A 25,759-nucleotide genomic window follows, 5' to 3' on the forward strand; every position below is an offset into this window, starting at 1 on the left:
CTTCTTCTTCGTGGATAGCACTGAGGAGCATACCGCAAGAGTCAATGCCCATCATAGCTCTCGGTGGAAGATTTGTGATAGCAATAAGAGTCTTTCCAACCAGTTCTTCCGGCTCATAAAAGCTATGAATACCGCTTAAAATGGTTCTGTCTGTGCCTGTTCCGTCATCAAGAGTAAACTGTAACAGCTTCTTTGACTTCGGTACTGCAACGCACTCTTTAACCTTTACTGCACGGAAATCTGACTTGCTGAATGTATCAAAATCAACCATTTCTTCAAACAATGGCTCGACTTTTACCTTAGAAAAATCAATCTTTTCAACCGGTTTTTCAGCCTCTGCCGGAGCTGCTTCGGAAGTCTTGGAAGCTTTCTTATCAGCGTCTAATGACTTCATCGTTGGGACCCTTTTTGTGGTTCTTTCATACTCGACCAAGCTGGTGTTAATACTATTAAATTCTCCATATTCCAATTATCCCCCATACTTCATATTTTTGCTCTACTTTGAGTCACTTTGCGGGCAAATGATGTAAAATATGATGTAAATGATGTAGGGCGATAGTAGTATATGCAAGAGCATATTCATATACAAGAAATTATAACTTCTCTTATTTACAATGTCAATCCACATCAAAGTAACGCTGCCTTATCTTTTCCTGCTTCAGAACAAGAAAAAAGAACACACAACATTCTGTATGTTCTCTTTCTGTATGTGAAGTCCAATATTATCATTTGAAGTAGCTATCCAATCCTTTGAACTCTGCCGCTTTCATTTCTTTTGTAACATCAGCATAGATGTTCAGTGTAGTTGAAATATCTGAATGTCCGAGTGCGTCTTGAATGACCTTTATATTTACTCCAGCTTCACACATTCTTGTTGTAAATGTATGTCTAAGCGAGTGGCAGCTAAAATGAGGAAGTAACACATCAGGTTCATCACTGTGCAAAAACTGCTCATCATTGCAATCACGGATAATTCTTCGGATTGCTTTGTTGAGTGTGGCTTGGTGCTGTGCCTGACCAAAACGATTGATGAAAATAAAATCTGTATATCCGTCAATCGTGACCTCGCAATGAAGTCCTAAATCTTCCTGCTTCTGTTTCTCCTGTTCAAATGCTTCTCTCACAAAACCGAGCATTGGAACCTGCCTCATACTCGCCGGAGTCTTCGTTGTATTTACATTGAAATAACAGCCGCTTTTACTTCCCTCAGTTCTGTGGTCATAATATACAAGAGTATGATTAACATCAATCATTCCACTTTCCATATCAATATCACACCATCTCAATCCAGTTACTTCCCCCACACGAAGTCCAGTTCCTATCATTACTGCAAAGACCGGATACCAGTGTTCATATGCAGGGTGGGTTTTCAGGAAATTCAGAAATAGCTCCTGCTCCGGTTTCGTCAACGCTCTACGCTTTTCCGACTGAAAACAATGTGCTTTTTTCAATTCTCTCAACACATTATCTGACGGGTTATTTCTGATGAAGTCATCATCGACAGCAATCTGTAAAACCTGATGAAGAACCGTATGTATATTATCAATCGTTGAAGGCTTCAAATTTCTTTCATCAACAAGATAATTGTAGTATTTCTTAATATCTGATTTCTTCAGCGTTGATATTCTTTTACTTCCAATCACTGGTCGCACAAAGGTATTGTACATATATTTGTAATTTTCAAAGGTATTATTCTTCAGCCCTCTTTTCATATTTGCCCAAAGGTCAAATAACTCATCAATGGTTGTGTATCGTGCTTCGGTCTTAATACCATCACATTTATCTTTCTGAATACGCTTTTCTTTTTCTCTCAGGTCATCTAAAGTTCTTGCGTAAACAAATCTTCTTTTCATCTGGCTGTCCTGCCAGCTAAATTGATAAGTACCGTCTTTTCTCTGAACCTCTCCGGTTTTCAGAACAACCCTTGATTTATCTTTTCTTTTTGTCGCCATTGTATCCTCCTAAATTCTAAACTGCTTATCTATATATTTGTCCAGTCGTTCCCTCACAATATGGATTTTATTGCCTATCCATATTGCAAAGGGACAACCTGCTTGATTAGACAACTCACGCAACTTCGTTCTTCCTATACCGGAATATGCTGCGGCTTCTTCGATTGTCAGCCACTTTCTTTCCCATATTGGTTCTTCAGCATTGCTTATGAGTTTTCCCTGATATGTTCTTACTTCGGCAAGTAAGCGTTCATCATCATTCAAGGAAAGTAAGTTTTTCAATGTATTCATCAAAAATCCTCCTCTTAATCATTCGACGATTTCCTATATGAAGAACAAATGGGCATTCTTCTTGGCTTGTTAGTTTTCTCAGTCTTTCTCTACCTATGCCAGAATATTCAACTGCTTCATCAATCGTCAAATTAGACTTATGCCATATCGGCACATCATATTTTTTTCGGATAATCTTTTCTGTATCTGCCATTACGGAAGCACCTCCTTGTTTTTTTCTGCCCTTATGATAATTAAAAAATGGCGATGAGCCTATTATGCGAACCGACCCATCGCACATTTTACAAATCAGCTATATCGAATACGCATTATCAAGATATTCGTCCAGTTTTCTTCTTTTAATCAGTCGCTTACTTCCATTCCAAAGAACAAAAGGGCAAAACTCCGAGTCGGACATTTCTCTTAATTTTCTTGAGCCAATACCACAATAAGCTGCGGCTTCTTCTACTGTAAGATTGGACTTCTTCCAGATAGGAATAATGATTTTATTTTCTGTCATTGCTTCCCCTCTTTTCTTTCTTTGATGAATATCTGTCGGTAACAACATAATCCCAACCATCCCCATCGCACTTATCACATCTGTCTTTTCGCTTTGCAAATGGGTCGAGTCGCCTTACAATATAGTCTGGATTGTGGATGTAATCATTCAGACACTTCGGGCATAGACAGCGAATATTTTCTTTCCCCTCCAGCTTGTAAACCCAAAGTCCAAAAGTCTTTTTCAAAGTTGCATTTATCTGTCTGAAAAGTTTATCGTCATCTACCGTACCTATGTATTCACGCAAATCCTCTCTATTGACTGTCCGTATCTGCTCCAGAAGAACCATTGACGGTTTCTTCAGTCCAAACTCCTCGCCGAGAATAATGTGCGATGGCAAATATCTTTTCTTGATTACACTTGTAACCGCTGCAACAATAATCGTCGGAGCATTCTGGTTATAATCGTCTGCCTGAACGACAAGCACCGGACGCTCTCCGCTTTGTACTGAACCACTGTTATCTCCAAAGTCATAGTAGAATAAATCCCCACGACAAATCATTTTTTCTTTCATATACATAACCTCACAAGAATCAAATTTTTAAAGTGTCATTCGTATCCGGAATGAAATAACCCCTTCACTCATTTGGACAAAGGGTGCTGAAATGCACACCCAAAATCAGAGATTTTCATAAAATTTGATAAAGTTTTTCTTTGCCGCTGCAATAGACTTATCTACGGAGCTGTAATATACACCCTCCTGCTTTGCAATCGCTCTGGAACTCAGACCGCAGCACACATTCTTCATAAGTCGTTCCCTTTGAAGTGGCTGCAACATTGAAAGTGCTATCCTTGCTTTCCTGATTTCACACTGACGCAATTCTTCTCTTTCCAGTTCAAGCCTTTCTTCCTCTGCTCTTTCAAATGGGTCGTCAAACATAATGGCAAGTTCTTTATGGAACTGTGAGGACATTTCATCGTCGTATCCATAGCAGTCAAGTGTACGACTGCTTCTCTTTGCATACTTGTCCTCATTTCGGTTTGCATCGTCAATTACCTCTCCCTGTGCAATGGAAAGATGTACAAACGGAGAATATCTTTCTATAACAAGGGGATACTTCTCCCAAAGCTCTTTTACAGATAATTCCGTAATAATCGCCCATCTTTCATCTCCGGTATAGCCGTTATATTCGTATTTAAGGTTTATCAGTTTACAATCCTTTGCAAATAATTCTTCTTGTTCTGTTAATGTAAGTTTGTTTGTCATTTTCGTAATCTCCTTTGAATTTTCTAAAATTGCTTTTTTATATAGAAAATTCGGAGATTACGGGTACTCAGCTATCTGGCATTGCCATGCGTTATAAAACATAAAAGTCCTTTCCCAAGTAAGGGAAAAGACCTAATACTGCACGAAGCATAATCGAATAAAACAGCAACAAAAAAAGCACCGTCGAATCTGGACAGCAAAGAATACTTCTATTCTTCACTTATCCGGCTTCGTACGGTGCTTGGTAGTTTAGCAAATAAATTGCTTATCTCCGCTTACTCGATTAGAAATCGTTTCGATATTTACTTGTAATCTTCATCGCCTGCAATTCCTGCCATATCCGTTCCTACGGATTCTGCGGAAGTAAGCGAGATTTAAGATATGGACATTCTTGCATTTCTGACACTTCACACTCAAATGTCCGGTTGCGTCTGAAAAAACTCTTTGTATCCTGAACCCACAAGTCGGGCAGAGAATATCACGCTCTTTCAGACTTTCTGCTTCTACTCTTGACAGAAGCAATCTCTTTTGTATTTCAGGTGCTACCTGAGTCTGTAACCTCATTGTGAAACACCTCCCAGATTTAACTCATTGGAAATGTACTCAAGGATATTGTGATACTCAAATAGCCCCATATCTCTCAATCTGATAACCAAGGCTGTATAAGATACTCCGATATAAGCTGCCATTCTGCGGATAACTGCTTTATCCTTTGAAGTAATGGTATTATCGCCATAAACTCTTATCGGATTTGACTGATTATATTTCGCCAAGGCATTTTCAATAATTCTTCTCGGCATAAGAAGCGAAGCTCCCATTGTATCTGCCTGCCACTCAACAGACGCAAACATCTGAGCCAGTTCCTCTTTGGAATAACTACGCTCACTGTCATACTCTGCATGAAAGCGTCCTTCACTCGGCATTGCATACATCTTACTCAAGATATGATGTGACGCTTCGTGTGCCATTGTAAATCTGCGACGTCCCTGCTCCTTTTCAGCAAGAAGAAATTTATCAAGTACGATGGTATCTTTCGGGAAAACAAAGGGAATAATTTTTCTGTCCTGATGTACCAGCAGTGGTGTTGCTCCATCTGCCAGAAAGCCAATCCTGCCTGCATCATCTTCTGCGAAAGAAGCGTATTCAATTCGTAACATAAGAAATTCTGTAATGAAATGTTCTATGTCGATGGATTGAATCACTCGATTGCTAAACTTATTAGCATAAGCTGTTATCAAGCCTTCGCTGATTTCTTCCAACTCGGCTCTTGACATATAAATACTCAAGTTGTGTCCACCTCCGACTCCACCTTGTCCGGTGGTGCAACTCCTCCGGCAAAGTTCTGTTGTATTTCCGCACTATCCAAATTGATTAGATAGCGAATTCCTTCAAGTATTCTCATTCGTCTGTCCTCTGTTATAGTTCTTTGATGATGTGACAAGCCACACCCTGAATGCAGCACTCATCTACAATGATGTCTTTCATCTTCTTATTTTCCGGATGGAGAATGATTTTCTTATTCTCATCATCTCGGAAGTACCGTTTCAATGTATTCTGATTATCCACAAGGGCAACTACTATATCGCCCTCATTGGCTTCTACCTGCTTTTTGACAACCACAAGGTCGCCGTCATCTATCCCTGCATCAATCATAGACTGACCGCTTGCTCTTAATATAAAGAAATCTCCTTTGCCGAAAATAGCAGTAGGAAGTGATACATATTCTTCAATATTTTCTTCCTCATACTGAGGACTGCCACAAGGAATAGAACCTACAATCGGTGTCTGTGTCTGTTCGCCACTGTACTTACGGGTCACATTGGTACTAATCTCCTGCCCGTCGTACTCAATCATATTCTTCTGAGCCATCTCTACCAAGTATTTGTATGCTGTACCTCTGGCAATACCAACCGCTTCAGCAATCTTTGTAGTCGATGGGGATTGTCTGTTTTGCAGGTAATAATCCTCAATATACTTTTTTATCTCACTCATAAGTTCAGGACTCTTGCTTCTCATACCTGCACCTCGCTTTCTTTTTTATCGGAAGCACTCTGCTTTCGATAGTTTTATTATACCTGATACGAAAAATTTTTCAAGTAGGTTTTTCGTAAAAGAAAAGAGGTGTCGCAATTTGCTAACACCTCTGCACCTTTTAACTCAATTTATTTCTTTTTAACTCAGCCAATGTTAAAAGCAAAGTTTTTGAGTTGTTTGGGCTTTTATTGAAAATTTCCGCCCATAAAGGCATTTTTGTTCAATGAACTTAATCTGTTAAATTGTGCAGACCGTCTGCACAAATTCTATTCTGTTTCCTTTTCTTCGTTATCCTGCTGCTGAAGATAAAACATTGCCTTTTGGGTTTCAATCTCCGCTTTCAGTTCTTCTTTTGTCGGTAAGTATAATTTGTACTTGGAAGCAAATAATTGTTCATTGCCGTGCATAACAGAATAACGTGCAATATCATCATCTGTATCAGAACAAAGAACAATACCGATTGTTGGGTTATCGCCCTCACTGCGTTTCAGTTCGTCATACATACGGATATACATGTCCATCTGCCCTACATCTTGATGTGTTATCTTCTCTGTTTTCAGGTCGATGAGGACAAAGCATTTCAGTATGTAATTGTAAAACACAAGGTCGATATAGTAGTCCTGCTTCTCCGTATGAATATGCTGCTGTCTTGCCACAAAAGCATATCCCTTTCCAAGTTCCATTAAGAATTTTTGCAAATTGGAAAGGATACTTTTCTCAAGGTCACTCTCTGTAAAATCTGTATTCTGAGAAAATCCTAAGAACTCCGCAACTACCGGATTTTTGATGAACTCCAACTTATCATTCTGATACGGTGCAGTCAGTTCCTTCATTTCACTTTCTACAAGCTCTTTTTTCTGAGTTTTAAGCATACGGTAATAATACTGAGAAGAAATATTCCTTTGCAAAGTACGGACACTCCAAGTCTGTTCTGCGGCTTCTTTCTCATACCAGTCACGAGCTTCAGGGTCTTTGACCTGTAATAATGTTCTATAATGCGACCACGAAAGCAGAACGCCGGATTGTCTACACGCCGTGTCGACAATTTCAGGAAAGGTTTTATAAAACTTCAGACAATGATATAAATTACTTCTATCATATCCTTTTCCATATCGCTGAGTCAGTTCTTTAGAAATTTTCTTTATTACCTCTAGCCCATACTCCGAGCGTTCATCTCCACCTAATTCTTCTTCTGCTATTCTGTAACCAATCAACCAATTCCTCTGCACGAGCAATGTATTGACAGCCTGATATGCAGCTTTTTGTGAGGACTCGATAATCCCACACATATCCTTTAAGATGTCATCGGTTTTAACAAAATTATCCATAAAACTATTTTGACCGATTTTTTCTAATTTATTCTCCATAGCCATCGCTCCTTGGAATTTCTAATTACTTCTTGAATTTATATTTTCCTTTTCCGTAACCGGATACTGGTTCAATAATATCTGCCTTTACCAAATTGGAAAGAAGTTTTGAAGCACCTGAAGCTTTCAGCTCAAGAAGTTCCATAACCGCACTTCTTCCAAACACCTCATCAAAGCCAAACTTCTCAAAAAGTTTATGGATATGAATCGTCGTTTTTACCGAGAAATCACTACTTTTTTCGGAAAGTACACTTTCAATATCCACTTTTCTGTCTTGAATGTCCACTTTTTCTTTTTCAATATCCACTTTTTCTTCATTCAAAAGTCCACTTATATGAAGATTTCGATTATGAAGCTCATTTTTCTCGTTCAAAAGCAGATTTCTGAGAAATACTTCCAGATACTCTGTTGTTTCGTGAATGCCTTTTTGCAGGTTCGTATAATTTGCACGGACAAGTGCATTTCTGAAATACCACGCATTTTCCGCAAAAATATCATTGGTTGCAGAGAACCCAAGTGTCCTCAAATATTTGATGAAGAACACTGCCGTTGTTCTTGTATTGCCTTCTCCGAAAATATGGATTTGCCATAGCCTTGAAATGAATACCGCCAGATGATGAATAATCTCGTCCATTGAAAGCCCTTTATAACTAAAATCCTTCTCCTGCGAAAAATCATATTCAAGTGTGGCTCTCAGTTCTGAAGCACTACCGTACATAACAGTTGCCCCATCAAGCACCCATTCTTTCTTTGTGATGTTATAATCTCTAATCTTTCCAGCGTGTTTATAAATACCCTGAAAGAGTTTACGGTGGATAGCAATATACTCGTTTGGCGAAAATGAAAACGCCGTTTCAGAAAGAATTTCAGCAATACGGGAAGAAACCTTATCTGCTTCTTCGGTACGTTCGTCATCAGATAAATGGATAGGTCTTTCCTCATAATAACTGTCGATAAGGGTCTGTGCTTCTTTCATCGTGATTTTGCCTTCAATATTCTGAATGGCAGTATCGATCAAATATTTAGATGGTTTGAGTCCGTCCACCGCCTGAAGTCCGATTGCCGTACTCCAAGCATAACCTTTGTGAGCTTTATCCGGTTCAGACTCCCTCAAATATTCCTTAAACGGGTCTTTTTCCATATCCACTACCTCGCTTCATAGTCTTATAATTCAATCTTACCTAATTTGTGCAGACCGTCTGCACAATTTCAAATCTGCACTATTCGCTTTCCTGCATACCCTCATCGGCTTGTGTAATCATCTGTCTGTACTGTTCTTTTACACTTTCCGGTGCAAGTATCTGTACCTTGCCATTAAAGCCAAACACCCAACCGAAAAAAGTCGGACTGGCTGATACTTCGGTCTGTACCCTGAAAGAAGTCATATCATACGCAAGGGTTGTCACATCTTCTCCGAAACGGTCAACCATTGTTTTCATCAAACTGTTATCACATCGTAAATCCACAAGAACTTTCTCGCCGGAGAACATAAAGAAAACTTCTTTTGTGTAATTCTCAATATTAAAATCATCCGGCATAGGAATAATATCCTTATCCAATATCTCAGGTTTTGAAGCAATACGGTCTACTCTGAAATTGATAACCTTACTTTTCTTCTCAGAATATCCGAGAACATAATAATAGTCCCCACACCAGAGAAGTTTATACGGACTGAGCTTATACACTTCGCCCTTATTCTTCAGAACCTTTTTCTTTAATCCGGTGTAATCATAATACTGGAAAGAAATCTGCTTACCTGCATTGATGGCGTCATTTATAGCGTCGATGATGTAATATATCTGCTCATTATCCGGCTTAATTCGATTGACCACATAGTTATTACGCTTCAACTTTGCCACCTGCCCCGGACTGGTCATCGTATGTATCTTCTCAATCAGCGTTTTGCTTTTCTTCTTTGTAATAAACTTCGATGACTCTACTGCATCTATCAGCAGTTTCAGTTCCGGCAATTCAAACTTACGACTGGCTACAAAGTATTTGCTCTGAGTAGAATGGATAGTAACAATATCCATTCCAAACTCCTGAAGTGCAGCAATGTCTTTTGTGACCGTCGTTCTATGTGCAGATATTCCGTATTCATCATTCAATATATTGATTAACTGTGTTGTGGAAAGAGGATTTTCTTCATCGGTTCTTTCCATTAAAATTTTTTGTAAATATAAAATTCTCGGCTTTGTTTCCATAGCCTTCCTTTCCTAATTGTGCAGACCGTCTGCACAATTTAAAATCTATCATCGCATTGTCTTTTATTCCACGCCTAATGCCTTATATACTGCATCTTCTGCACTGGAATAGAAAATCAGATTAAAGCAACCTATTAAATCCGACGGAACTGCTCCAATGTCTGCTGCGGATACGATAGGAAGCAAAACTTTCTTTGCCCCACTGTCCAAGCATACCTGCAAGCTGTTTGCAAGCTCATCAACTTTGATAAGTGTTCCTGCTATACTGATTTCTCCAAGAACAGCAAGACTACTTGCAACGGGTTTACCTAATGCCACTGAAGATAAAGCAATCAGTGTTGGCAATGCCAATTTGTCTGTCATACCAATGCCCTGCAAATCTTGGTAATTGATGATATAATCCTTTGTCGTCGTACTGATAGAACCACTGATACGGTTAGAATTGGCTTTCAAGAAATTAAACGCCGTATTCGTTGCTTCTTTGCATTTTCCATCAGAACCTAAACCGGAACGCTCGAACTTTCCGTTACCCGGCATCATCTGAGATTCCAAACGGAATACACCAAGCATACCTGTTTTACCCTGAGCCACGGTATAGACTTGTCCCGGATTACACATCTCCGTCGAATCAGTTTTCCACCGCCCTGCTCCGGTACGGACACATAGAATTCCTCAAATGTTTCATTATCAATGTATGAGAAATTAACATCATAGAACTCCATACCACCAAGTTTCTTTAACTGCTCTTTTACTCTACGACGCATCTCAAGAGAAATCTTTAAAACTTCTTCCAGTTCTTCTTTTGTATATTCTCCATCAGGATAAAGCAGCTTGATGAATCCACCGACCATCTTTCTGACTGCAATCGTATCACGCTGATTTAAGTTCTTTCCAAGGCAGAAATATTTATCCAAGGCATCGCCATACTGTTCTTTACGAAGTTCTCTAATAAACTCTGCAAGATAATCACTGATAAATCCATAATCATTTGTGAAATGCTGCGGTCTAAACTTCGGAATTTCCCAACCCGGAATATAACAGTGCATACGGTCAAGGAATGCTGTATCTGTTCCCATTTCCGGAGGGAACGGAGCAAACAGACTTGATGTTTTCAACAGCACATCAACACTCTGGTTGATATTACCCACAAATACCATAGATGCAGAAGCAGATTTTTCTTCTTTTCCACGGGCAAAAGAACCGGAAGCCATATAATCTTTCATTATCTGGATACCGTCTTTATCTTTGAAATTGATACCTGCAACCTCATCAAAAGCAACACAATCCCACAAACCTACAAGACCAACTGTCTTTCTTGCCATATTATAGAACAAATTGGCAACCGTCGTCTGACCACCGGAAACAAGAATACTGTTCGGTGAGATTTCTTTATACAAATGAGATTTACCTGTACTTCTCGGTCCGAGTTCACACAAGTTAAAATTATTTTCTACAAGCGGTAACATACGGGCAAGAAGCAGCCACTTTTCTCTTTCAGTCAGTGTATCCGGTTCCATGCCGATAGAACGAAGCATTACACTTATCCATTCATCTTTTGTAAATGCTTTTCTTCCTTGTTTCAGTTCATTGATGTCAACGTGTGGCATCTGAATCGGTGTCAATTTACGGATATGGATAGGAGAAGCATTCTTATCTTCCTCTATGTATTCATATTCAAGTTGGACAATACACCAGATACCGCCACAAAGCAGGCGGTCAAATTTACTCGGATAATCTTCGCTAATCGGAATTGCTTTAATTCCAAGATTAGAAAACTCTGCTTCATAAGTATCTTTTTTAATATTCAGATTGACCGTAATCTTATCAATAACGGTATGACTTCCCCTCTGACGGAGCAATGAAAGGATTTTCTGTGCTTCGTCTGGTCGTACATAATTGTCTGCCAGTATTCTTTTTACATTCGCCACACCTTCTTCAATGATGGACGGGTCATCGGAACTGCAATACTGTCCAAGTAAAAATTCAAGCACATAAACCGGAACATTCGCACCTTCCTTGATGGATTTCGTCAAATCCTTACGGACAATCTTTCCATCAAAATAAGTACGGAGCTTTCTGTTTATATCACTCATCTCAGAAAAATTGGTGGTTTCTTCAAAGCTAAATGAAGTGCTATTCTCAGTTACAATATTTTCCTCTGTTTCTACTTCTTCTATGCTTCCTTCATCATCTGCAAAATCAGCATAGCCCTGAGCTATATCTTTTTCAATGTTATCCATAATAATCTAATCCTCCTCATCGCACTTATCGGCAAGCTGCTCGATGATATGCAACATATATTCTTTCGCTATGCTGTCTTTTCCTAAGAAGTTATACTTTTCATCAAGATAATTCTCAATCTGAATCAGGATAGAAAAAATATTATTGACAATTCCAATCGGTTCATCAGTTGCGTCCGTTCCATAGAGCTGTCCACCCATTGTAAAAATCACGAGCCAAAATGAACCCAATGGATTACCTGATGAGAACATTGTTTTATAAAACTGCCCCATCTCCGTATTGTTAGCAATCTCTCTTACATATTGTTCCGGTGTTACACCAGTATGTATGCCTGAAAGTCTGACGGCATCATTCATCATTCTCAGTTTCACGGACTTTGGCTGTTTTGTCATCATTACAACATCGCAGATACAATTCAAAATCTGAAGTTCCAAATACGGAAGCAATTCTTCTTTTGAAATATCGTTTGTAATGTTTGACCTGTCAATCAAATCCTCATAGAAAAACTTCATTTCTTCCAAGCGGTCTTCTATTGGTATCACACCAAGCCAGTCCACTTCCTTAATGGAAATCTCACGCACTTGGTTAATCTGATAATTTACACTGTCAATAAAGTTCTGACAGATTGCATTTGAAATATTACTATCAGGATTTCCAAGAATCGAAAACCGCATAATGATTGACGTCGTATAATCAATCATATCCTGCAAATCTTTCTGCGTTCCGGATTTGTATAACGCCCGGAAGAAGTTAACCCAAAAGCCACCTGCATAACTCTTACTTATAGATATGACATTTCGGAAATTGCCAACCTCTCCTCCAGTTCTCGCTGCACTTAAATATGCACTCTCCAAAAATGGAAAGCTCATATTATTGAAGTAAATCCTAATGATTTTACTCTGCTCTTTTGTCACTCTGCCCTGTCTTTCAATGACAAGAGCAAACGCATATAACGCAAGGTAGGTACTGCCTGAAGCTATCTCGTTCGGAATATATCGGCGTGACGCCTTTGTTACAACTTTTGATACAATATTGAATGCCCGTTCGCTATCACTGGCTATCTTTTCATAACATTCCTGATAAAACTTCTGTGTTTTAATCAGTCTTTTCTCTTTCTCTCTGCTCATATCCCGAACAGTCATTGCAACTGCAAAGGCTAAGGCATCAGAAAAGCCCCATCTTCCCATAAGGCGATACCCCCTTTTCAGATATTACCCGAAGAATCCAAAATCATCGGCAAATGCAATATCCATAATAATCTCGTGACGAAGAACTTCTATGTCGTTCTTATCGTCATAAGCAACCAAGTAGTATTTCTGTGATTTATCGTATTTCTTATTCTTAAAGTTGAAGCGGAGTCTGAACATACGCTTCGTCGTATCTTTATCTTTCTTATCTGCAATAACAATATTCTCATTAGAAATCTTCTCGTTATTATCAGAAATAAAATATACTCGGTAACTGGTTTCTTTCACAATATCACTTACCGGCTCTGTCTGAACAAAATCCAGTGTCGTAATAAGGTTTGTAATCTTTGAAGTCAGGCTTACAAGAGCAATCTCTGCAAGACTTGTTTCCTTTTTGCCCTTATCTACTTTCACATCAATCATTGGTACAAGCATTTCCTGCGGAGAGCAGCCGCCATGAACATAGTTCTGTCCTGCTCCTGCCACCTTGAAGATATCTGAAGCAAGCGGGAACGATACAATACGTTCATCGACACTACCAAGTACCTTACCAACCGTTGTATGGCAAACACCGTCTGCCTTGATTTCTTCGGCAGATATGGTATAACGCTGTCCAACGTTGTTTGATTTTGAAGCAGCTCCGGCAATCTTATCGGTTGCCTGAATTTTATCTCTCTTATAAATAAATCCGTGGTCTGCCGTCACAATAAAATGATAGGTATTTGCCTGCGATGCAATCCTCTTTATCAAAGTATAAATTTCTTCAATGGCTTCTTCACAAGCAGTAAACACTTCATTCTCAGAAGCCGCTTTATCTCCACGGGCATCTATCTGATTATGATAAATATACACAACGTCCTGTCCGGTAAAGATAGAACGAAGGTCTGCCTGCTTCATTGTTTTCATTAAATCGAACTGAACACACTTACTGCTTATTTTATACTCTTTCAAAATAGCTTCCCTCTGCTCCGTGGAACTGCACGCTTTTCCGTCAACCAGTACATCATAAGACGTGCTGTACTCAATCGTCTTATGCGGAAGTAATGAAGCCATACCTAAAGGTGTATAAGATGGAAGAACGCCTTGCATTGCTCCGATAGAAGCATTACACTTCTCATCTGCCTGCATTTTTTCAAACAGCGTATGTGCAACCTCATAACGGAGTGCATCGGATATAATAACTACTACTCTATCCTTTGAGTAATTGATATGTCTTGCAAAGAAATCTCTCTGCAACGTAAGTCCTGTTTCTCCGTCTGCATCTGCAAGCTCATTGTTCCAGTTCACTGTAATCCGGTTCAGATACTCATTGGTATAGATATTCTCAACTAGCTCCCTGATTTTTTCAAACTGCGTGGTATCTTCCAATTTATCAAAGTAAAAATAGAAGTATCTATAATAACGGTCAATCTTATAGGTTGACTCCGTATATTCCTTAACCATGTTTTTGATACCGCTGACTGGCTGATACTTACCTTCAGCAATCATATCAAAGGCATTTTGAAGAATGAAATACTCGCTGCGGAAGTTCTTTCCAAAATGTTGCTTCCTGCGTTCTACGCAAAGTTCCGGAATCGTCTTTCCATTCAGCTTTGCTCCTATATCCTCATTCTCAAGTCTGCCGACAATCCAACTAATCAGAAGCTCATCAACACCTGCAAAGATATTGCAATCTACAAGTGTTTCGACTTCCATCTTCTCAAGATAATGTTTACCGTTGATTGCATTATAGATAATCTCTGAAATCTCATCAAAACAAGTACCATATAAATAGCTGTTCATCAGGTTATCCATAAACGCAATGATATTACCAAATTTATAAGAAATAAATGGTTTCCAAGCCTGTGGCATATCCGTATGAATACTCTTAGCCGCATAAGTAACAAACATCGTGATAACGAGTTTTTCAAGTGTTGGCTTCGGGTCATTATATCCAAATGCCACATCTGCCTGCTGCCAGAATGCAGAAAGCAAATCATACTTTTCAAACTCTGCAAGGTATTTATTATCCTGCAATCCATCGTCTGTCAAAATTGAACGCAACACTTCTTCAAAAGAAGCAGTCTTATCCTTGCAAAGAACGCTCATCAAGGCAACTTCTATCGTACTTCTGTTGAAATTTTCTATTTCCAAATCATAAAATTTCTGCGTTCTGTCTTTATTCGCAAAGAATTTAATATAATGCTGAATAACAGGCTTGTACCGTTCATCAATTCCTAAATCAAGAGTAAGCAAAGAAGCACGGTCGGCAAAAAATTCTTTGGAATATCGGATTATATCTGCAAGATGATTATCCCTTATGCCCGGTTTCGCAAAAGGAGCATACACAAGGTAATTGGTTGTCGTATCCTCTCGTTCCAAGAAGTATTTAATATAGAACTGGTTGTCCGGCTCAAGATGTAGAACCTTTGCATTTTCCAATTCTATGCTGTCAATATCCTCCTGAAACTCTGCATTGGCATCATACCAAAACACAAGTTTACGGACATCACTTGCAAACTCACTATTTAATTTGTCTGTAATTTGTTTTAAGTTTAGTTCTGCCATATTTGACCTGCCTTATAAATCAATTTTCAAGCCGATTGTCATCAACAATATCCTGATAAATCGCATAATCTTTTATATCGTCGCCTAAATCCATTACCTTTTTCAATATTTTCTGTTCCGTTTCTTCGCTGATTACATTTATATCTTTTTCACATTGTTCCATCCAAAATACGAATTCATTTCCTAACCTACTCTGTACTTCTTGGTTTGCTGCTACCAATATATTTTTTTCATTAAATACTTGTGTGTTTTTCCATATTTCATCCACATCTTTTGAGTATAGAGTAACTACAACAATACCCATAAGATTTGAGATTGTATAAATCGTATTATCCGAGTAGCCGGAATACGAAGTTAAAGAACGATGAATGGTGGTATGAGGTCGTCCTGTTTTTAACAAATTATCATCAGGTGCGTTCACATTCATTATTCGTTCAAAGAAGAAAATATGATGTTCAATATTGCTTAAATCCGTTCTTTTGCTAAGGAGAAAATCTCTCATAATCCCCTCGGCTTCAATCATTCTTTCTATTACATCCAGTTTCAGACTTTTTTCACGAACAAAATTTACAATATCCAAATAAAGGCTTCGCCACGATAAGGATGTAAGGAAATAAAAAAGTTTTTCGTCATAGTTAAAGGTTTCGTGTTTATCTCGCTTATACGGATAAAAGACAGTATTAGCGAAATATCTTTCAGACGCACTAAATAATTCTTCGCAATCGTGACAAAGCATATAATGCTTTTCGATGTCCTGAGCAATTCGGTTCGGATTTTCGTGACTGCGAATATTGCCTATCGAAGTATTTTTCAGATATTTCCCTATAAATTTAGGAATAATATGGCTAAGTTGCAGTTCCTTATCTTCGCCACATAATGCACATTTACCCATCATATCCACCTCACTTATATCTTCACTAAAATCTGCATTTTCTTTCCATCGACGGTCTGGACTTTTTCGTAATTGACTTTTACACCGTCATCAAGGTCGATGTCGATACATGAAAGAGCCAAATGAGCGATTTTAGCATCATAATCTTTGGTTTCCTTAATCTGTTTCTGGAGCTTTTCTTTACGCTTTGTAGCATTGGAAATTTCCTTGTTGTCGTGGCTATAGTCAATGATTTCCTGCATACGGGTAATCTCTTTTTCATACACACGCTGAATACGATGCAGGTACTCAACTCGAACATTACCAATGGTGTCTGCATTCCAACGGTGCATATAAACAAGAGCCTTAAATCCATTCTGCTTACCACTATCAAAAAGCCAATAAATCGGGCGTTTCTGATAAGTCTTAATATGGTCTTTGATGAAATCTATTAGGAAATAATTTCTGATTACTTCACGGCTTGTCTTTCCTTTATTACCAAGGGCATTCGCAATAAAATCAAGGTTTTCTTCAAGCGTATCTTCTCCGTAAACCTTTTTCAGCCAAGCACAAAACAGACCGACAATATCATCTTCAAAATATTCCTCGTCCGTAATTGGAATACAGTTATCCGCATCAGGTTCAAATGATAATTCTGTTGCAGTTTTCCAATCATCAGTATCATGGAATTTAGGATAATGATAATCCGCAAGAGATATACCGGCATAACTGCCTTCTATTGCTTCGCCATTTTTGTCTAATGCAGCCTGCCCTTTATACTTCCAATAAACATCATCGAAGTTTCCACCTGCATAGGCAATGCCTTCTGTATCAAGGGAATAACGACCAAACATACAACCAACTGCATAGGATAACAAGCTCTTAATATCTCTCTGTAAATCTGCCTTACGAACTGTAACGTCTTTATCTTCTACTTCCGGTGTCAATTCGTCCTGCAATCCGTAAATATCCATAAAAATGCTATTGAGTTTTTCTTCATTTGCTTTAAGCTGATTGAAATGATTTTCACATTCTTTTGACCATATCTCAAAAGCCACTGATACCTTATCTGCTTCATAACAAATCAATGGATGCTTTTTAAAGTCCCAAGAAACTTCAAAAGAATCCCATTCATTTGAAGATATATCAATACACATTTTCACTAAATTTTCAATTATTTCTTTCTTATCCTTCTCTATAATTATAGGCAATCTAGAAATATCTCCTGCCTGAAAATTGATTGTTGGAGCTATCAACTTTAATATTTCAGAAGCGATTATTGTATTACAAAAGCCTAAATAGTAATGCAAATTATCATCATATGGGTAAAATGACATTCCCGCAATATCAGAAATATTACACTTTTTATATCTAAATGCTGGCTTTGATGTAATAAGTGACCAAGTTGCAGATGGCAAAAACTTCAATTTATTAGGATAATCTTGTACATTTCGTTTTTCAATTTTTGCCTTTCCGATTACACAAGCTCCCTCATTCTCCCAATTAACAACACAATCATTATTACCATACCATTTGCGATATTCTCCACCTTTGTTATATGGAAACCATTTTGCTCCTGATTGCACAGCTTCATTAGCAGAATTCGCTGTTGAATTAAATTTGCTATCTGCGACTTCCCACCATAAACGAACAAATTGATTATTATCTCCTGTCTTCATTCCATTTCTTGCTAATGCCATTTCCCCCAAGGAGGATATTTATCAAATGCCTTAATTATCTGTTTACTAACCCAATAAGAAATCGGCATTCCCGGTATTTTTCCAAAATCTTTTTGTTTAGCATAATAACGATTATTCTCAGCCAAAAATTCATCTGCTTTACCTTTTTCAGATGTTGGTTCTATCAATCTACAATATGTTCCTTTATAATCTTCAAAGTGGCTTTTTCTCATAACAAAGCTTGTAGTTTGAACAACTTCTCCTGCTATCTCATCAAATGCCCTTGCTCCAAGATGTGCCATACTAATTATGTCAGATAATAATATTTTCTTACGTAGCTTCTCATACGAAGATATAAATAGCCAGGAATGCATTGTTATCATTGCTTGGTATCCGTTTACTTTCAACATTTCCTTGCATCGCTCAATAAATACCGCAAATAAATCCGTTTTACTATCCGGATAATTTTCTTTGACATAATCACTTAATTTTGCACCGGCATTACTTACCGGCATATACGGTGGATTGGTTACTACTACATCATACTTTTGTACAAGCATTATTGCCTGCTTCAATATAGGCTTGACCGTTGCAATGGCTTCATTGCAATTCGACTGATGTATTAAATCTCCATCATATTTATGCGTTTCAAGATAATCGATTTGATTTTGAATATTTTGCAAATCTTCTTCTGATAGCGAAACATTCAAAACGCTACCATATTCACTGGCATACTTAAATTCAGTTATAAGCTGTTGAGTAATGGATTTATAATCGTCCATTTTTTCAAGTGCATACTCGGATAAATCATTACTGCTTTGAATGTAGCAGAGATTAGGCTCTATTCCCGAAGTTAGTATTCTGCGATTATACTGACGAGCTTTCATCATAATTGCAAAATATGCAAGCTGATATGCACGTTTATCAATATCAAGACCAAAAATATTATTTTTCAATATACTACGTGCAGCATCTCTCTGCGTATATCCATAGCTCTCATATATCTGCATAAGTATATCAAAAGCATATACAAGAATATGACCACTACCCATACACGGGTCTATTATCTTAATGCTTTCCGGTGCCAACTCCTTATATGTTGATTTAATTTCTTCAAGTTTAGCTACAACATCAGGTTCTTGCTCTGCTTCATCAATATAATATCTCCAAGTATCTTTCAAAGAATTATCTGGATGTCCCTCTATCCAAATTCTACCCAATGAATTTTCAACCATATAACGAACAATCCAATCCGGTGTAAAAAGCTGTGTTGCCGCCGGAATTTCTTCTTTCGATATTTTCTTTCCGCTTGCTCGTCCAAAAACTGCTGCTTTGGGTTCAATATTATAGTATTGATACAACCAACCAATAATTTCGACCTGACCATCAGCTTTTATTTTTCCATCATCGGTATACATTTCATCGTTAATGCGGAAATCAACTTCTTCAATATCGTTCACAAGATGATATATAATTCCATCTGGGTCTGTAAACGGAATTGTAAGCAATAGTTCTGAGTAATCATCTGTCTTTTCAAATAAATCAGGTAAAATATCGTGAAGTTTATTGCACTGCTTAATGAAAAGAATACGGAACAACTCATCTAATTCATTATCGTCTTTCAGTTGGATTATTTTATCCTGCTCAGATGATGTAAATTCCAAATCTGTGTCAAACGGCATCGTTACCAAATCAGGCTCTTTCTTCGCCTTATTCTCAGAAGAAAGCACACGAACACCAGACGGCAAATAATCATTGACTTCCATAAAACGAATCGCAATCAAACGGTTGAACCAAGTATATGCAACTTCTTCAACCAGGTATCTAAATGCTTCTTTATAATTTTGAATATCTCTTTCTTTTTTCTTAATCGCACTAACTAATGCATTACGCTGTTTAATCTCATCTCTCGAAATCTCAGCATAATTTTTCGTTCCAATATCAAAAAAATGCAAGTCATTTGTTGACTGAGGTAACTCATCTGCAATTCCATCTTCCGTGATGCCAATCATACTTGCCTTATATATGATATCTGATATAAGTTTTTCTCTTGCCCATACAGAAAAATTTTTTATTGCTGTTTTGTTCATCTTGCTTTCTCCATCTCTTATCTAATAAAGTTTTCAAGCTGTTGCAGTAACATACCCCAATCTGCTCCGGTAACTGCTCCGGCAGCAAGTGTTACTGCAAGTTTCATAGAAAAATCACCTGCAAACTTTTTGATACCTACAAGAGCTTTTCCTATACGGTTCTTTTTCGGATTATCGGTTTTCAACTGTTCCTGAACCATCTCCAAATCGTCTTTTACATTCTCAATTTCTTCTGCATCAACACCTTGTATCTCAGGCAATGAAGCAAGTAATTTGTCAATTAACTCAAGCATAGAACCTGTGTCATTTGTAGTGTTATAAGTATTTATCACGCCACTGTTCTGCTGACTTGCAGAGCCATTGACAGTTTCAATATTCTGAATATATGTATTTCCGCCCATAGCTTTTTCCTCCTCGTCATAAACAATCATTTTCATCGAAAGTTGGTCGTTAATATAATCTATAAGCGGCTTAAATGCCATATCAAGAAAATTTTGTATAATTGTATTTATTTTTTTATCCGACCAACAATAATTCATAGCCTGACTTCTGACATTAACTGTATTCTCGTTATTTATAAAATTCAAATAATCATACTGTGCCTTTATATGGCAGGCTTCATCTACTGGCGGAGTATAATCAGCCCAATCAGCAGAGCCAATATCATAGCATTCTTTAAAATCATAATCGACACCTGATATTTTATCCTGAATGATTCCGGAAATTAACTCGTTTCCATTTATAAATTTGAGGAATCGAGAAAGATTTATATCTGCTGTGTCGTCTGTACTATTAAGCAAATTGCTTGATAATCTACGAAATTCTAAACTCAGTTTTCTTAATCCTAATCTGTTCATATATCCACCCCACAATACGGACAAAATACCTTCGCTGCTCCTGCACAATAAAGTACCTTTACTCTGCGACCACAGCAAGAACACTTAAACTCTGTTTCTGTGGTATCCTTATCCTTTAATTCTTTCGTTGCAACCTTTTTCAATGGCTTATAATCCATTTTTATCTTTATCAAGCCTTTAGAACGATTAAGCGACCTTTGCATTTTCTTAAAGGTCTTTTTCAATTCTTCTACCATATAGTTATAAGCGATTGCCTGTGCCTGCTCGATTACCTCTGCTGATAGAAATTCATTCTTTTCTTTCGCCAGACCGCAGTAAGGGCAAAACAGTTCTTCAAAGGGCTCATCGTCATTTTGATATTCTCCGGCTTGCAACTTAAATTCTGAATTGCAGTATGGGCATTCGAAAGTCACATATCCTTCGCTATCTCCCTGAATAGATATTGTAAAATTTTCTGTTGACAAGGCTTACACCTCCCAATCTCTTAGAACTCAATATTGATAATCGTATCTTCTTCCAATGTATTCATCAGTTTCTTCTCAAGTTCTGCAACGTACTTCTTAACATCTGCTTCATTCTCAAGCTGCCAAGTTGTCGCATTGTTGATAGATTTAATACTAACAGTTTTCTTTCTCTTTACCTTTGGAGCAGGTGTAGCCGGAGCAATCGTTTCTCCGCCATAGTTTCCGGTTTCTGCAACGTGAGCAGGCTGTTCTGCTGCAATGATTTTCGCTTCTTCTTTTTCAATTTCATTTAAGCAGCGGACTTTGAGTGCGTCTGCTTCCACTTTGATATTTTGTAATGTAGCCACATTGTTACAGCTCATTGCCTTGTCACTGATTTCTCTGAACAGATTTACATATTTATCAGCTAATTTATCGTGGCATTTCTTGTCTTGCAGTTCTTCAAAAACACGCTGTCTTGCTTCCTGAATGGCATTATCTATCGGCTTCTGCATTTCGTTAAGGAGTTTGCTGTAAAGATTGATAAACGTGTCCAGTAAATCCGGTAATTTAAAGATTTCTGAATAAGGAACAGATTTCTTCAAAATAGACTTGATGTCCGCAACAACTGCTTCAATCTCACTATTTACAATGAATGTCTTACTGTCATCATAAATCTTCATCAGCTTCAGAGCTTTATCAAATATGCCCTTTTGTTCTCCCCCAAAGAACTTCTTAACAGGCTCATAATCCTCAGCAAAATCGAGGAAATCATCTTTTTTATTGTCAATACCTGCAAAGAACTCATTGGAATATTTCATTTGCAGAACATCAGCCATCAGCTTTTTTCCAGAAGCAATAAGCTGTTTGCCCGGATATGCAGGCTGTGTCGCATAGTGAATATCCAATTTTTCAAGGTCATTCTTCAGATTTGATGCATAACCAAGAAAACTTCTCATAATCGCATCGTCATCATCACTTGCCGAAGTAACATTAAAGAGTTCTTTCATTACTGTACGGACAGATTTCTTCTGCTTTTCATTCGCTTTTACACGCTTCTCTGTCATCAGCTTTTCATTAAACTCTTTGCGTGTCAGATAACGGATAATTTCTTCCGGAGTCTTTGAAAGCAATGTAACTGCATCGTTATTAACGAACATTGCAATTTCGCCATCTTTGAACAACTTAGCGACAAGCCACTGCACATCGGCTTCTACAAATCCATACGGAGCTTTCAAGAAGCGTTCCAGAATGGACTTCATAGAGGTTTTCATGTGGCGCTGTGTGTTCAAAGCAATATAGTCATTAACATCGTGAAGAGCTAATTCATTCTTAGCGGTATTTGTACCAGCAAGAGTAAGCTGCTGTCCATTATTCTTAAACAGTGTGCGTATATCCGACTCGCTCATTGCCGTATCAATATAAGACAACTTATGATAAACAGTTGAAACCAACTTGCCGAGTGCTTCATTTATCTTGGATGCAATTTCCTTTGCTCCGCTCTGAATTTTATCGCCATTCACATAGATTTCTGCATTCTTTAAACTTTCTGAAAGGAACAACTTTGCAGCATCGTTTCTCTCACGCATTTCCACTTTCTTGGCTTCCTTAATGCTTTCAAACTGTGTAACTGTATTTGTAGCATCAAAGCGGATAAATTTTTCTATCTGCAAAGCAGAACGGATTTCATCAAGAAACGTTCTGTCATCAGGCAATACTACAAGCACACAGCTTGACTGACCGGACAGAATTCTCATTGTCGTTTCATCTGCTCGCTCATCGCTGTTCGGAGTAAGGATTTTCAATGTTATATCATTATTCTGATTTGCCTTATACGGCTTATCATCAACAACCTGATTAAAAGCAAACGCATATCTTCCGTTGAATGCCGGATAGCGATATTTCTTTTCATCGTAAAGACCATCAAAAATCATCTCGGATACCTTTGCAATAACTTCTCCGGAATCTACATTCTGTGATTCAATCGCCCTGTTAATTTCCTGCTCCTCATCTGTCAGGAATACATAAATATCCCCGTTCTTCTGAACCAACGTCTGACGAACAAGACGTTTCAATGCGTCCTCTACCTGCTGTGCAAGAGCCATACGGTCATCATTTACATTCGATACCATAAGACTTGTGATATTCTCAATATTTGCTTTGATTTCCTTAACGTACTTAATCATAAAGAGTGTTTTCAGTACATTAACATCAAAACATTCCTTTTCGTGATTCGGATTCAGATACTCATTATCTAAGGCACGGGAAATAACACCCTTGTGAGAATGGTCAAGGAATTGCTCAAGGGCGTCATAGAACATATTAAATGGCACAATTGTTCCTGGCTCATCGTTCATAACTTTTACGGCAGATTCTTTAAACAATGCAAGCATAGAACGCTCGCCTTCTGCCAGATGCTTACCGGATGCACCGTGAGTACGAATGGAAGTCAGCACACTTCCAAGTAAATTAAACTGATATGGAATAAACGGATAGATGTCCGCAAAATTTTCTCTGTCGGAATATAATTTTTTCTCAACACCATCATTAAACAAAATCAGGTTCTTAATGACTGTCGCCTTATCATCATAAAGCAGTGTAAGTGTCTGTTTTCCTGCTTCGTTCTTTTCAAGGATTCTCTTTTTGATTACTTCATCAACATTGGCAGATGAAAGAGAAAGTCTGGTATCAAAACGTCCCTGAATTTTCGAGAAGTCATTTCCTTTTGTTTTTGTAATCGAATCAATATCCTGCTGACTTGTTACGATAATCCAAGCTTTACCGCCGCAGGCAGTACCCAAATCTTCTGTTACAGTCTGAAGATTCAGCATAAGTTTAGAATCATCGCCTATATACTGTCCAATCTCATCAATCAGGAATACGATATGATGATTACTCTCTTTTTTATCAAGATATTTCTTAACAAGTCTGGCGAAATCCTCAACCTTATATGTATATTCTCCGGTAGCTTTCTCACACCAATTTCTACCAGCTTCTATGCTCATAAATTCAATCTCATCAAGGACTTCTACCACATCGTCCTGAATGAAATCAAAGTCGCTGCGTGATTCCTCCCAAGTAGAACCAAAGCTATCTTCAAATTTTTCCTTGAATAAATCGTACTTTCCTTCTTCGGTCAATTTGCGTTCCAAATCTGCAAGGAACGGATTAGAACCACTAAATCCCTGCATTTCATTGAACACATTCTGCAATACGGAAACAATGGCAACCTTAGACTGTTTGCCATTCACTTCGCTTTTAGAGTCAATATTGAAAAGGACAACATTCGTCGGGATCGTACCTGCCAGTTTCATATCTGCAAGTACCATCTGGTCAGAAATTTTATTATCATCTACGAAGTAATCAATCGCTTTCTTACCGCCAACTTCTTTATTTTCAAGGAGATAGGATAAAATCTTCAGGAAGTGAGATTTACCACTTCCAAAGAAGCCGGAAATCCACACGCCCATCTTGTCTGTATTTCCGGTAATTCCCCTCTTATAGCTCGCAAAGAAATCAGAAAAATGCTTCTGAAGTTCTCTTGTCACAACATATTCTTCAAGCTCTTGCTTAATATTTGCATCGTCATCTTGTCCAACTTTGATTACGCCTTTAATATCTCTGTCAATAGGCTTTGAAAACATATTCTTGATAATCATATTCCCTCTCCTCTTAATCCACGAGCTTAAATGCTCTGTAATAGTTATCGTCCTTTATCTCTCCAAACAGTACCAGTTCCTGACCGTCATAATTGCCCGGATAAAACAGCACTACCGGAACATTATCTATGACCTGATGTAAATTATTCAGTACCGTATGTGAACGCAATATCGGATAGCACTTTCCAATACCAGTAATAAACACAACCGCTTTCTCCGGCGTATTATCCCTGATATGATTCACTATCAGACTGTCTGATGATGTTATCCTCAGCATATTGCTGATGGATTTTGATACTCTCTCAAAGCCTTTTGTCTTTTCAAACTGATAACACTTTTCTAAATATCCTTTTCTGATAAGAATATCAATCATAATGTCGTAAAGGTCAAACACTACAACTTTGAAATCATCATCTGAGTTTTCACTTTTTTTCTTGATGTATTCTATCCTCTCACGGATATACAATTCTTTTTCAGCCGGATAATCAAAGATATAGTATCCGACTTCATTACCTAACCCTTTGTTCTCTCTAAACGAGGGTTTTTGTATCATTTCTTCTGCTTTATCTAATCGTTCATCAAGCGACATCAT

General features: G+C 37.9%; 21 protein-coding genes and 1 pseudogene. All 22 read right to left on the reverse strand.

The window, feature by feature from the left end; all coding sequences use genetic code 11:
* On the reverse strand, window positions 1–394 hold a 394-nt coding region (locus tag DWX91_RS03755; protein WP_412693822.1), incomplete at its 3' end, for a methionine--tRNA ligase subunit beta.
* Between the two features lie 331 nt (window positions 395–725).
* Entirely contained in the window at window positions 726–1,952 is a 1,227-nt protein-coding gene (locus DWX91_RS03760; RefSeq protein WP_118538299.1) for a tyrosine-type recombinase/integrase, read from the reverse strand.
* Between the two features lie 9 nt (window positions 1,953–1,961).
* A complete protein-coding gene (locus DWX91_RS03765) occupies window positions 1,962–2,243 on the reverse strand; it encodes an excisionase (RefSeq protein ID WP_118538301.1) in 282 nt (93 codons plus the stop codon).
* On the reverse strand, window positions 2,209–2,436 hold the full coding sequence (locus DWX91_RS03770) for an excisionase (protein ID WP_002594705.1): 228 nt from the start codon (window positions 2,434–2,436) through the stop codon (window positions 2,209–2,211). The genes DWX91_RS03765 and DWX91_RS03770 overlap by 35 nt, the downstream gene beginning before the upstream one ends.
* Before the next feature lie 99 nt (window positions 2,437–2,535).
* On the reverse strand, window positions 2,536–2,742 hold the full coding sequence (locus DWX91_RS03775) for an excisionase (protein WP_002594704.1): 207 nt from the start codon (window positions 2,740–2,742) through the stop codon (window positions 2,536–2,538).
* Window positions 2,729–3,295, reverse strand: coding sequence for a type II toxin-antitoxin system PemK/MazF family toxin (locus tag DWX91_RS03780; RefSeq protein ID WP_118049518.1), 567 nt, complete (start codon window positions 3,293–3,295; stop codon window positions 2,729–2,731). The genes DWX91_RS03775 and DWX91_RS03780 overlap by 14 nt, the downstream gene beginning before the upstream one ends.
* Before the next feature lie 105 nt (window positions 3,296–3,400).
* The gene (locus DWX91_RS03785; protein ID WP_024853351.1) at window positions 3,401–3,988 is read right to left on the reverse strand and encodes a hypothetical protein; all 588 of its coding nucleotides are present in this window, start codon (window positions 3,986–3,988) and stop codon (window positions 3,401–3,403) included.
* Window positions 3,989–4,548: 560 nt separating this feature from the next.
* Complete coding sequence (locus tag DWX91_RS03795) at window positions 4,549–5,274, reverse strand: ImmA/IrrE family metallo-endopeptidase (RefSeq protein ID WP_118538303.1); 726 nt, start codon at window positions 5,272–5,274, stop codon at window positions 4,549–4,551.
* 130 nt (window positions 5,275–5,404) lie between these two features.
* Window positions 5,405–6,004 (reverse strand): transcriptional repressor LexA, encoded by a 600-nt coding sequence (gene lexA / locus DWX91_RS03800; RefSeq protein WP_118538305.1) that lies wholly within the window; start codon window positions 6,002–6,004, stop codon window positions 5,405–5,407.
* A 284-nt stretch (window positions 6,005–6,288) separates the two neighbouring features.
* Window positions 6,289–7,389, reverse strand: a complete 1,101-nt coding sequence (locus tag DWX91_RS03805) for a PDDEXK nuclease domain-containing protein (protein ID WP_412693823.1) — start codon at window positions 7,387–7,389, stop codon at window positions 6,289–6,291.
* A 25-nt stretch (window positions 7,390–7,414) separates the two neighbouring features.
* Complete coding sequence (locus DWX91_RS03810) at window positions 7,415–8,530, reverse strand: Fic family protein (protein WP_118538307.1); 1,116 nt, start codon at window positions 8,528–8,530, stop codon at window positions 7,415–7,417.
* A gap of 79 nt (window positions 8,531–8,609) precedes the next feature.
* Window positions 8,610–9,422 (reverse strand): WYL domain-containing protein, encoded by an 813-nt coding sequence (locus DWX91_RS03815; protein WP_412693824.1) that lies wholly within the window; start codon window positions 9,420–9,422, stop codon window positions 8,610–8,612.
* Between the two features lie 234 nt (window positions 9,423–9,656).
* A pseudogene (brxL, locus tag DWX91_RS03820) lies at window positions 9,657–11,686 on the reverse strand (protease Lon-related BREX system protein BrxL).
* Between the two features lie 153 nt (window positions 11,687–11,839).
* The gene (locus DWX91_RS03825; protein ID WP_118538311.1) at window positions 11,840–13,021 is read right to left on the reverse strand and encodes a hypothetical protein; all 1,182 of its coding nucleotides are present in this window, start codon (window positions 13,019–13,021) and stop codon (window positions 11,840–11,842) included.
* A gap of 24 nt (window positions 13,022–13,045) precedes the next feature.
* The gene (gene pglZ, locus DWX91_RS03830) at window positions 13,046–15,568 is read right to left on the reverse strand and encodes a BREX-1 system phosphatase PglZ type A (RefSeq protein WP_118538313.1); all 2,523 of its coding nucleotides are present in this window, start codon (window positions 15,566–15,568) and stop codon (window positions 13,046–13,048) included.
* Between the two features lie 19 nt (window positions 15,569–15,587).
* Window positions 15,588–16,463, reverse strand: a complete 876-nt coding sequence (locus DWX91_RS03835) for a hypothetical protein (protein WP_147354383.1) — start codon at window positions 16,461–16,463, stop codon at window positions 15,588–15,590.
* 11 nt (window positions 16,464–16,474) lie between these two features.
* Window positions 16,475–18,139 carry a BREX-1 system adenine-specific DNA-methyltransferase PglX gene (gene pglX, locus DWX91_RS03840; RefSeq protein WP_118538317.1) on the reverse strand — a complete coding sequence of 555 codons (1,665 nt, stop codon included), beginning with the start codon at window positions 18,137–18,139 and terminating at the stop codon, window positions 16,475–16,477.
* Window positions 18,130–20,208 carry a BREX-1 system adenine-specific DNA-methyltransferase PglX gene (pglX, locus tag DWX91_RS03845; RefSeq protein WP_118538319.1) on the reverse strand — a complete coding sequence of 693 codons (2,079 nt, stop codon included), beginning with the start codon at window positions 20,206–20,208 and terminating at the stop codon, window positions 18,130–18,132. Before pglX (DWX91_RS03845) ends, pglX (DWX91_RS03840) begins: the two co-directional genes overlap by 10 nt.
* 17 nt (window positions 20,209–20,225) lie before the next feature.
* A complete protein-coding gene (locus DWX91_RS03850) occupies window positions 20,226–21,065 on the reverse strand; it encodes a hypothetical protein (RefSeq protein ID WP_118538321.1) in 840 nt (279 codons plus the stop codon).
* Window positions 21,062–21,529 carry a hypothetical protein gene (locus DWX91_RS03855; protein ID WP_118538323.1) on the reverse strand — a complete coding sequence of 156 codons (468 nt, stop codon included), beginning with the start codon at window positions 21,527–21,529 and terminating at the stop codon, window positions 21,062–21,064. Before DWX91_RS03855 ends, DWX91_RS03850 begins: the two co-directional genes overlap by 4 nt.
* Window positions 21,530–21,549: 20 nt before the next feature.
* Entirely contained in the window at window positions 21,550–25,167 is a 3,618-nt protein-coding gene (gene brxC / locus DWX91_RS03860; RefSeq protein ID WP_118538325.1) for a BREX system P-loop protein BrxC, read from the reverse strand.
* 13 nt (window positions 25,168–25,180) lie between these two features.
* Complete coding sequence (locus tag DWX91_RS03865; protein WP_118538423.1) at window positions 25,181–25,756, reverse strand: DUF1788 domain-containing protein; 576 nt, start codon at window positions 25,754–25,756, stop codon at window positions 25,181–25,183.
* Window positions 25,757–25,759 lie beyond the last annotated feature (3 nt).

Origin of the sequence: Clostridium sp. AF22-10 (assembly GCF_003478725.1) — a bacterium.
In the GTDB taxonomy this organism is placed as follows: Bacteria; Bacillota; Clostridia; order Lachnospirales; family Lachnospiraceae; genus Otoolea; species Otoolea fessa.

Excerpts from the sequence above, each read along its gene's own strand:
- DWX91_RS03770 (WP_002594705.1), bottom strand. The coding sequence starts at position 2,436 with ATGGCAGATACAGAAAAGATTATCCGAAAAAAATATGATGTGCCGATA.
- DWX91_RS03765 (WP_118538301.1), bottom strand. The coding sequence starts at position 2,243 with ATGAATACATTGAAAAACTTACTTTCCTTGAATGATGATGAACGCTTA.
- DWX91_RS03835 (WP_147354383.1), bottom strand. The coding sequence starts at position 16,463 with ATGATGGGTAAATGTGCATTATGTGGCGAAGATAAGGAACTGCAACTT.
- DWX91_RS03810 (WP_118538307.1), bottom strand. The coding sequence starts at position 8,530 with ATGGAAAAAGACCCGTTTAAGGAATATTTGAGGGAGTCTGAACCGGAT.
- DWX91_RS03815 (WP_412693824.1), bottom strand. The coding sequence starts at position 9,422 with ATGGATATTGTTACTATCCATTCTACTCAGAGCAAATACTTTGTAGCC.
- DWX91_RS03805 (WP_412693823.1), bottom strand. The coding sequence starts at position 7,389 with ATGGAGAATAAATTAGAAAAAATCGGTCAAAATAGTTTTATGGATAAT.
- DWX91_RS03825 (WP_118538311.1), bottom strand. The coding sequence starts at position 13,021 with ATGGGAAGATGGGGCTTTTCTGATGCCTTAGCCTTTGCAGTTGCAATG.
- DWX91_RS03780 (WP_118049518.1), bottom strand. The coding sequence starts at position 3,295 with ATGAAAGAAAAAATGATTTGTCGTGGGGATTTATTCTACTATGACTTT.
- DWX91_RS03760 (WP_118538299.1), bottom strand. The coding sequence starts at position 1,952 with ATGGCGACAAAAAGAAAAGATAAATCAAGGGTTGTTCTGAAAACCGGA.
- pglZ (WP_118538313.1), bottom strand. The coding sequence starts at position 15,568 with ATGGCAGAACTAAACTTAAAACAAATTACAGACAAATTAAATAGTGAG.
- pglX (WP_118538319.1), bottom strand. The coding sequence starts at position 20,208 with ATGAACAAAACAGCAATAAAAAATTTTTCTGTATGGGCAAGAGAAAAA.
- lexA (WP_118538305.1), bottom strand. The coding sequence starts at position 6,004 with ATGAGAAGCAAGAGTCCTGAACTTATGAGTGAGATAAAAAAGTATATT.
- brxC (WP_118538325.1), bottom strand. The coding sequence starts at position 25,167 with ATGATTATCAAGAATATGTTTTCAAAGCCTATTGACAGAGATATTAAA.
- DWX91_RS03775 (WP_002594704.1), bottom strand. The coding sequence starts at position 2,742 with ATGACAGAAAATAAAATCATTATTCCTATCTGGAAGAAGTCCAATCTT.
- pglX (WP_118538317.1), bottom strand. The coding sequence starts at position 18,139 with ATGGCATTAGCAAGAAATGGAATGAAGACAGGAGATAATAATCAATTT.
- DWX91_RS03785 (WP_024853351.1), bottom strand. The coding sequence starts at position 3,988 with ATGACAAACAAACTTACATTAACAGAACAAGAAGAATTATTTGCAAAG.
- DWX91_RS03850 (WP_118538321.1), bottom strand. The coding sequence starts at position 21,065 with ATGAACAGATTAGGATTAAGAAAACTGAGTTTAGAATTTCGTAGATTA.
- DWX91_RS03865 (WP_118538423.1), bottom strand. The coding sequence starts at position 25,756 with ATGTCGCTTGATGAACGATTAGATAAAGCAGAAGAAATGATACAAAAA.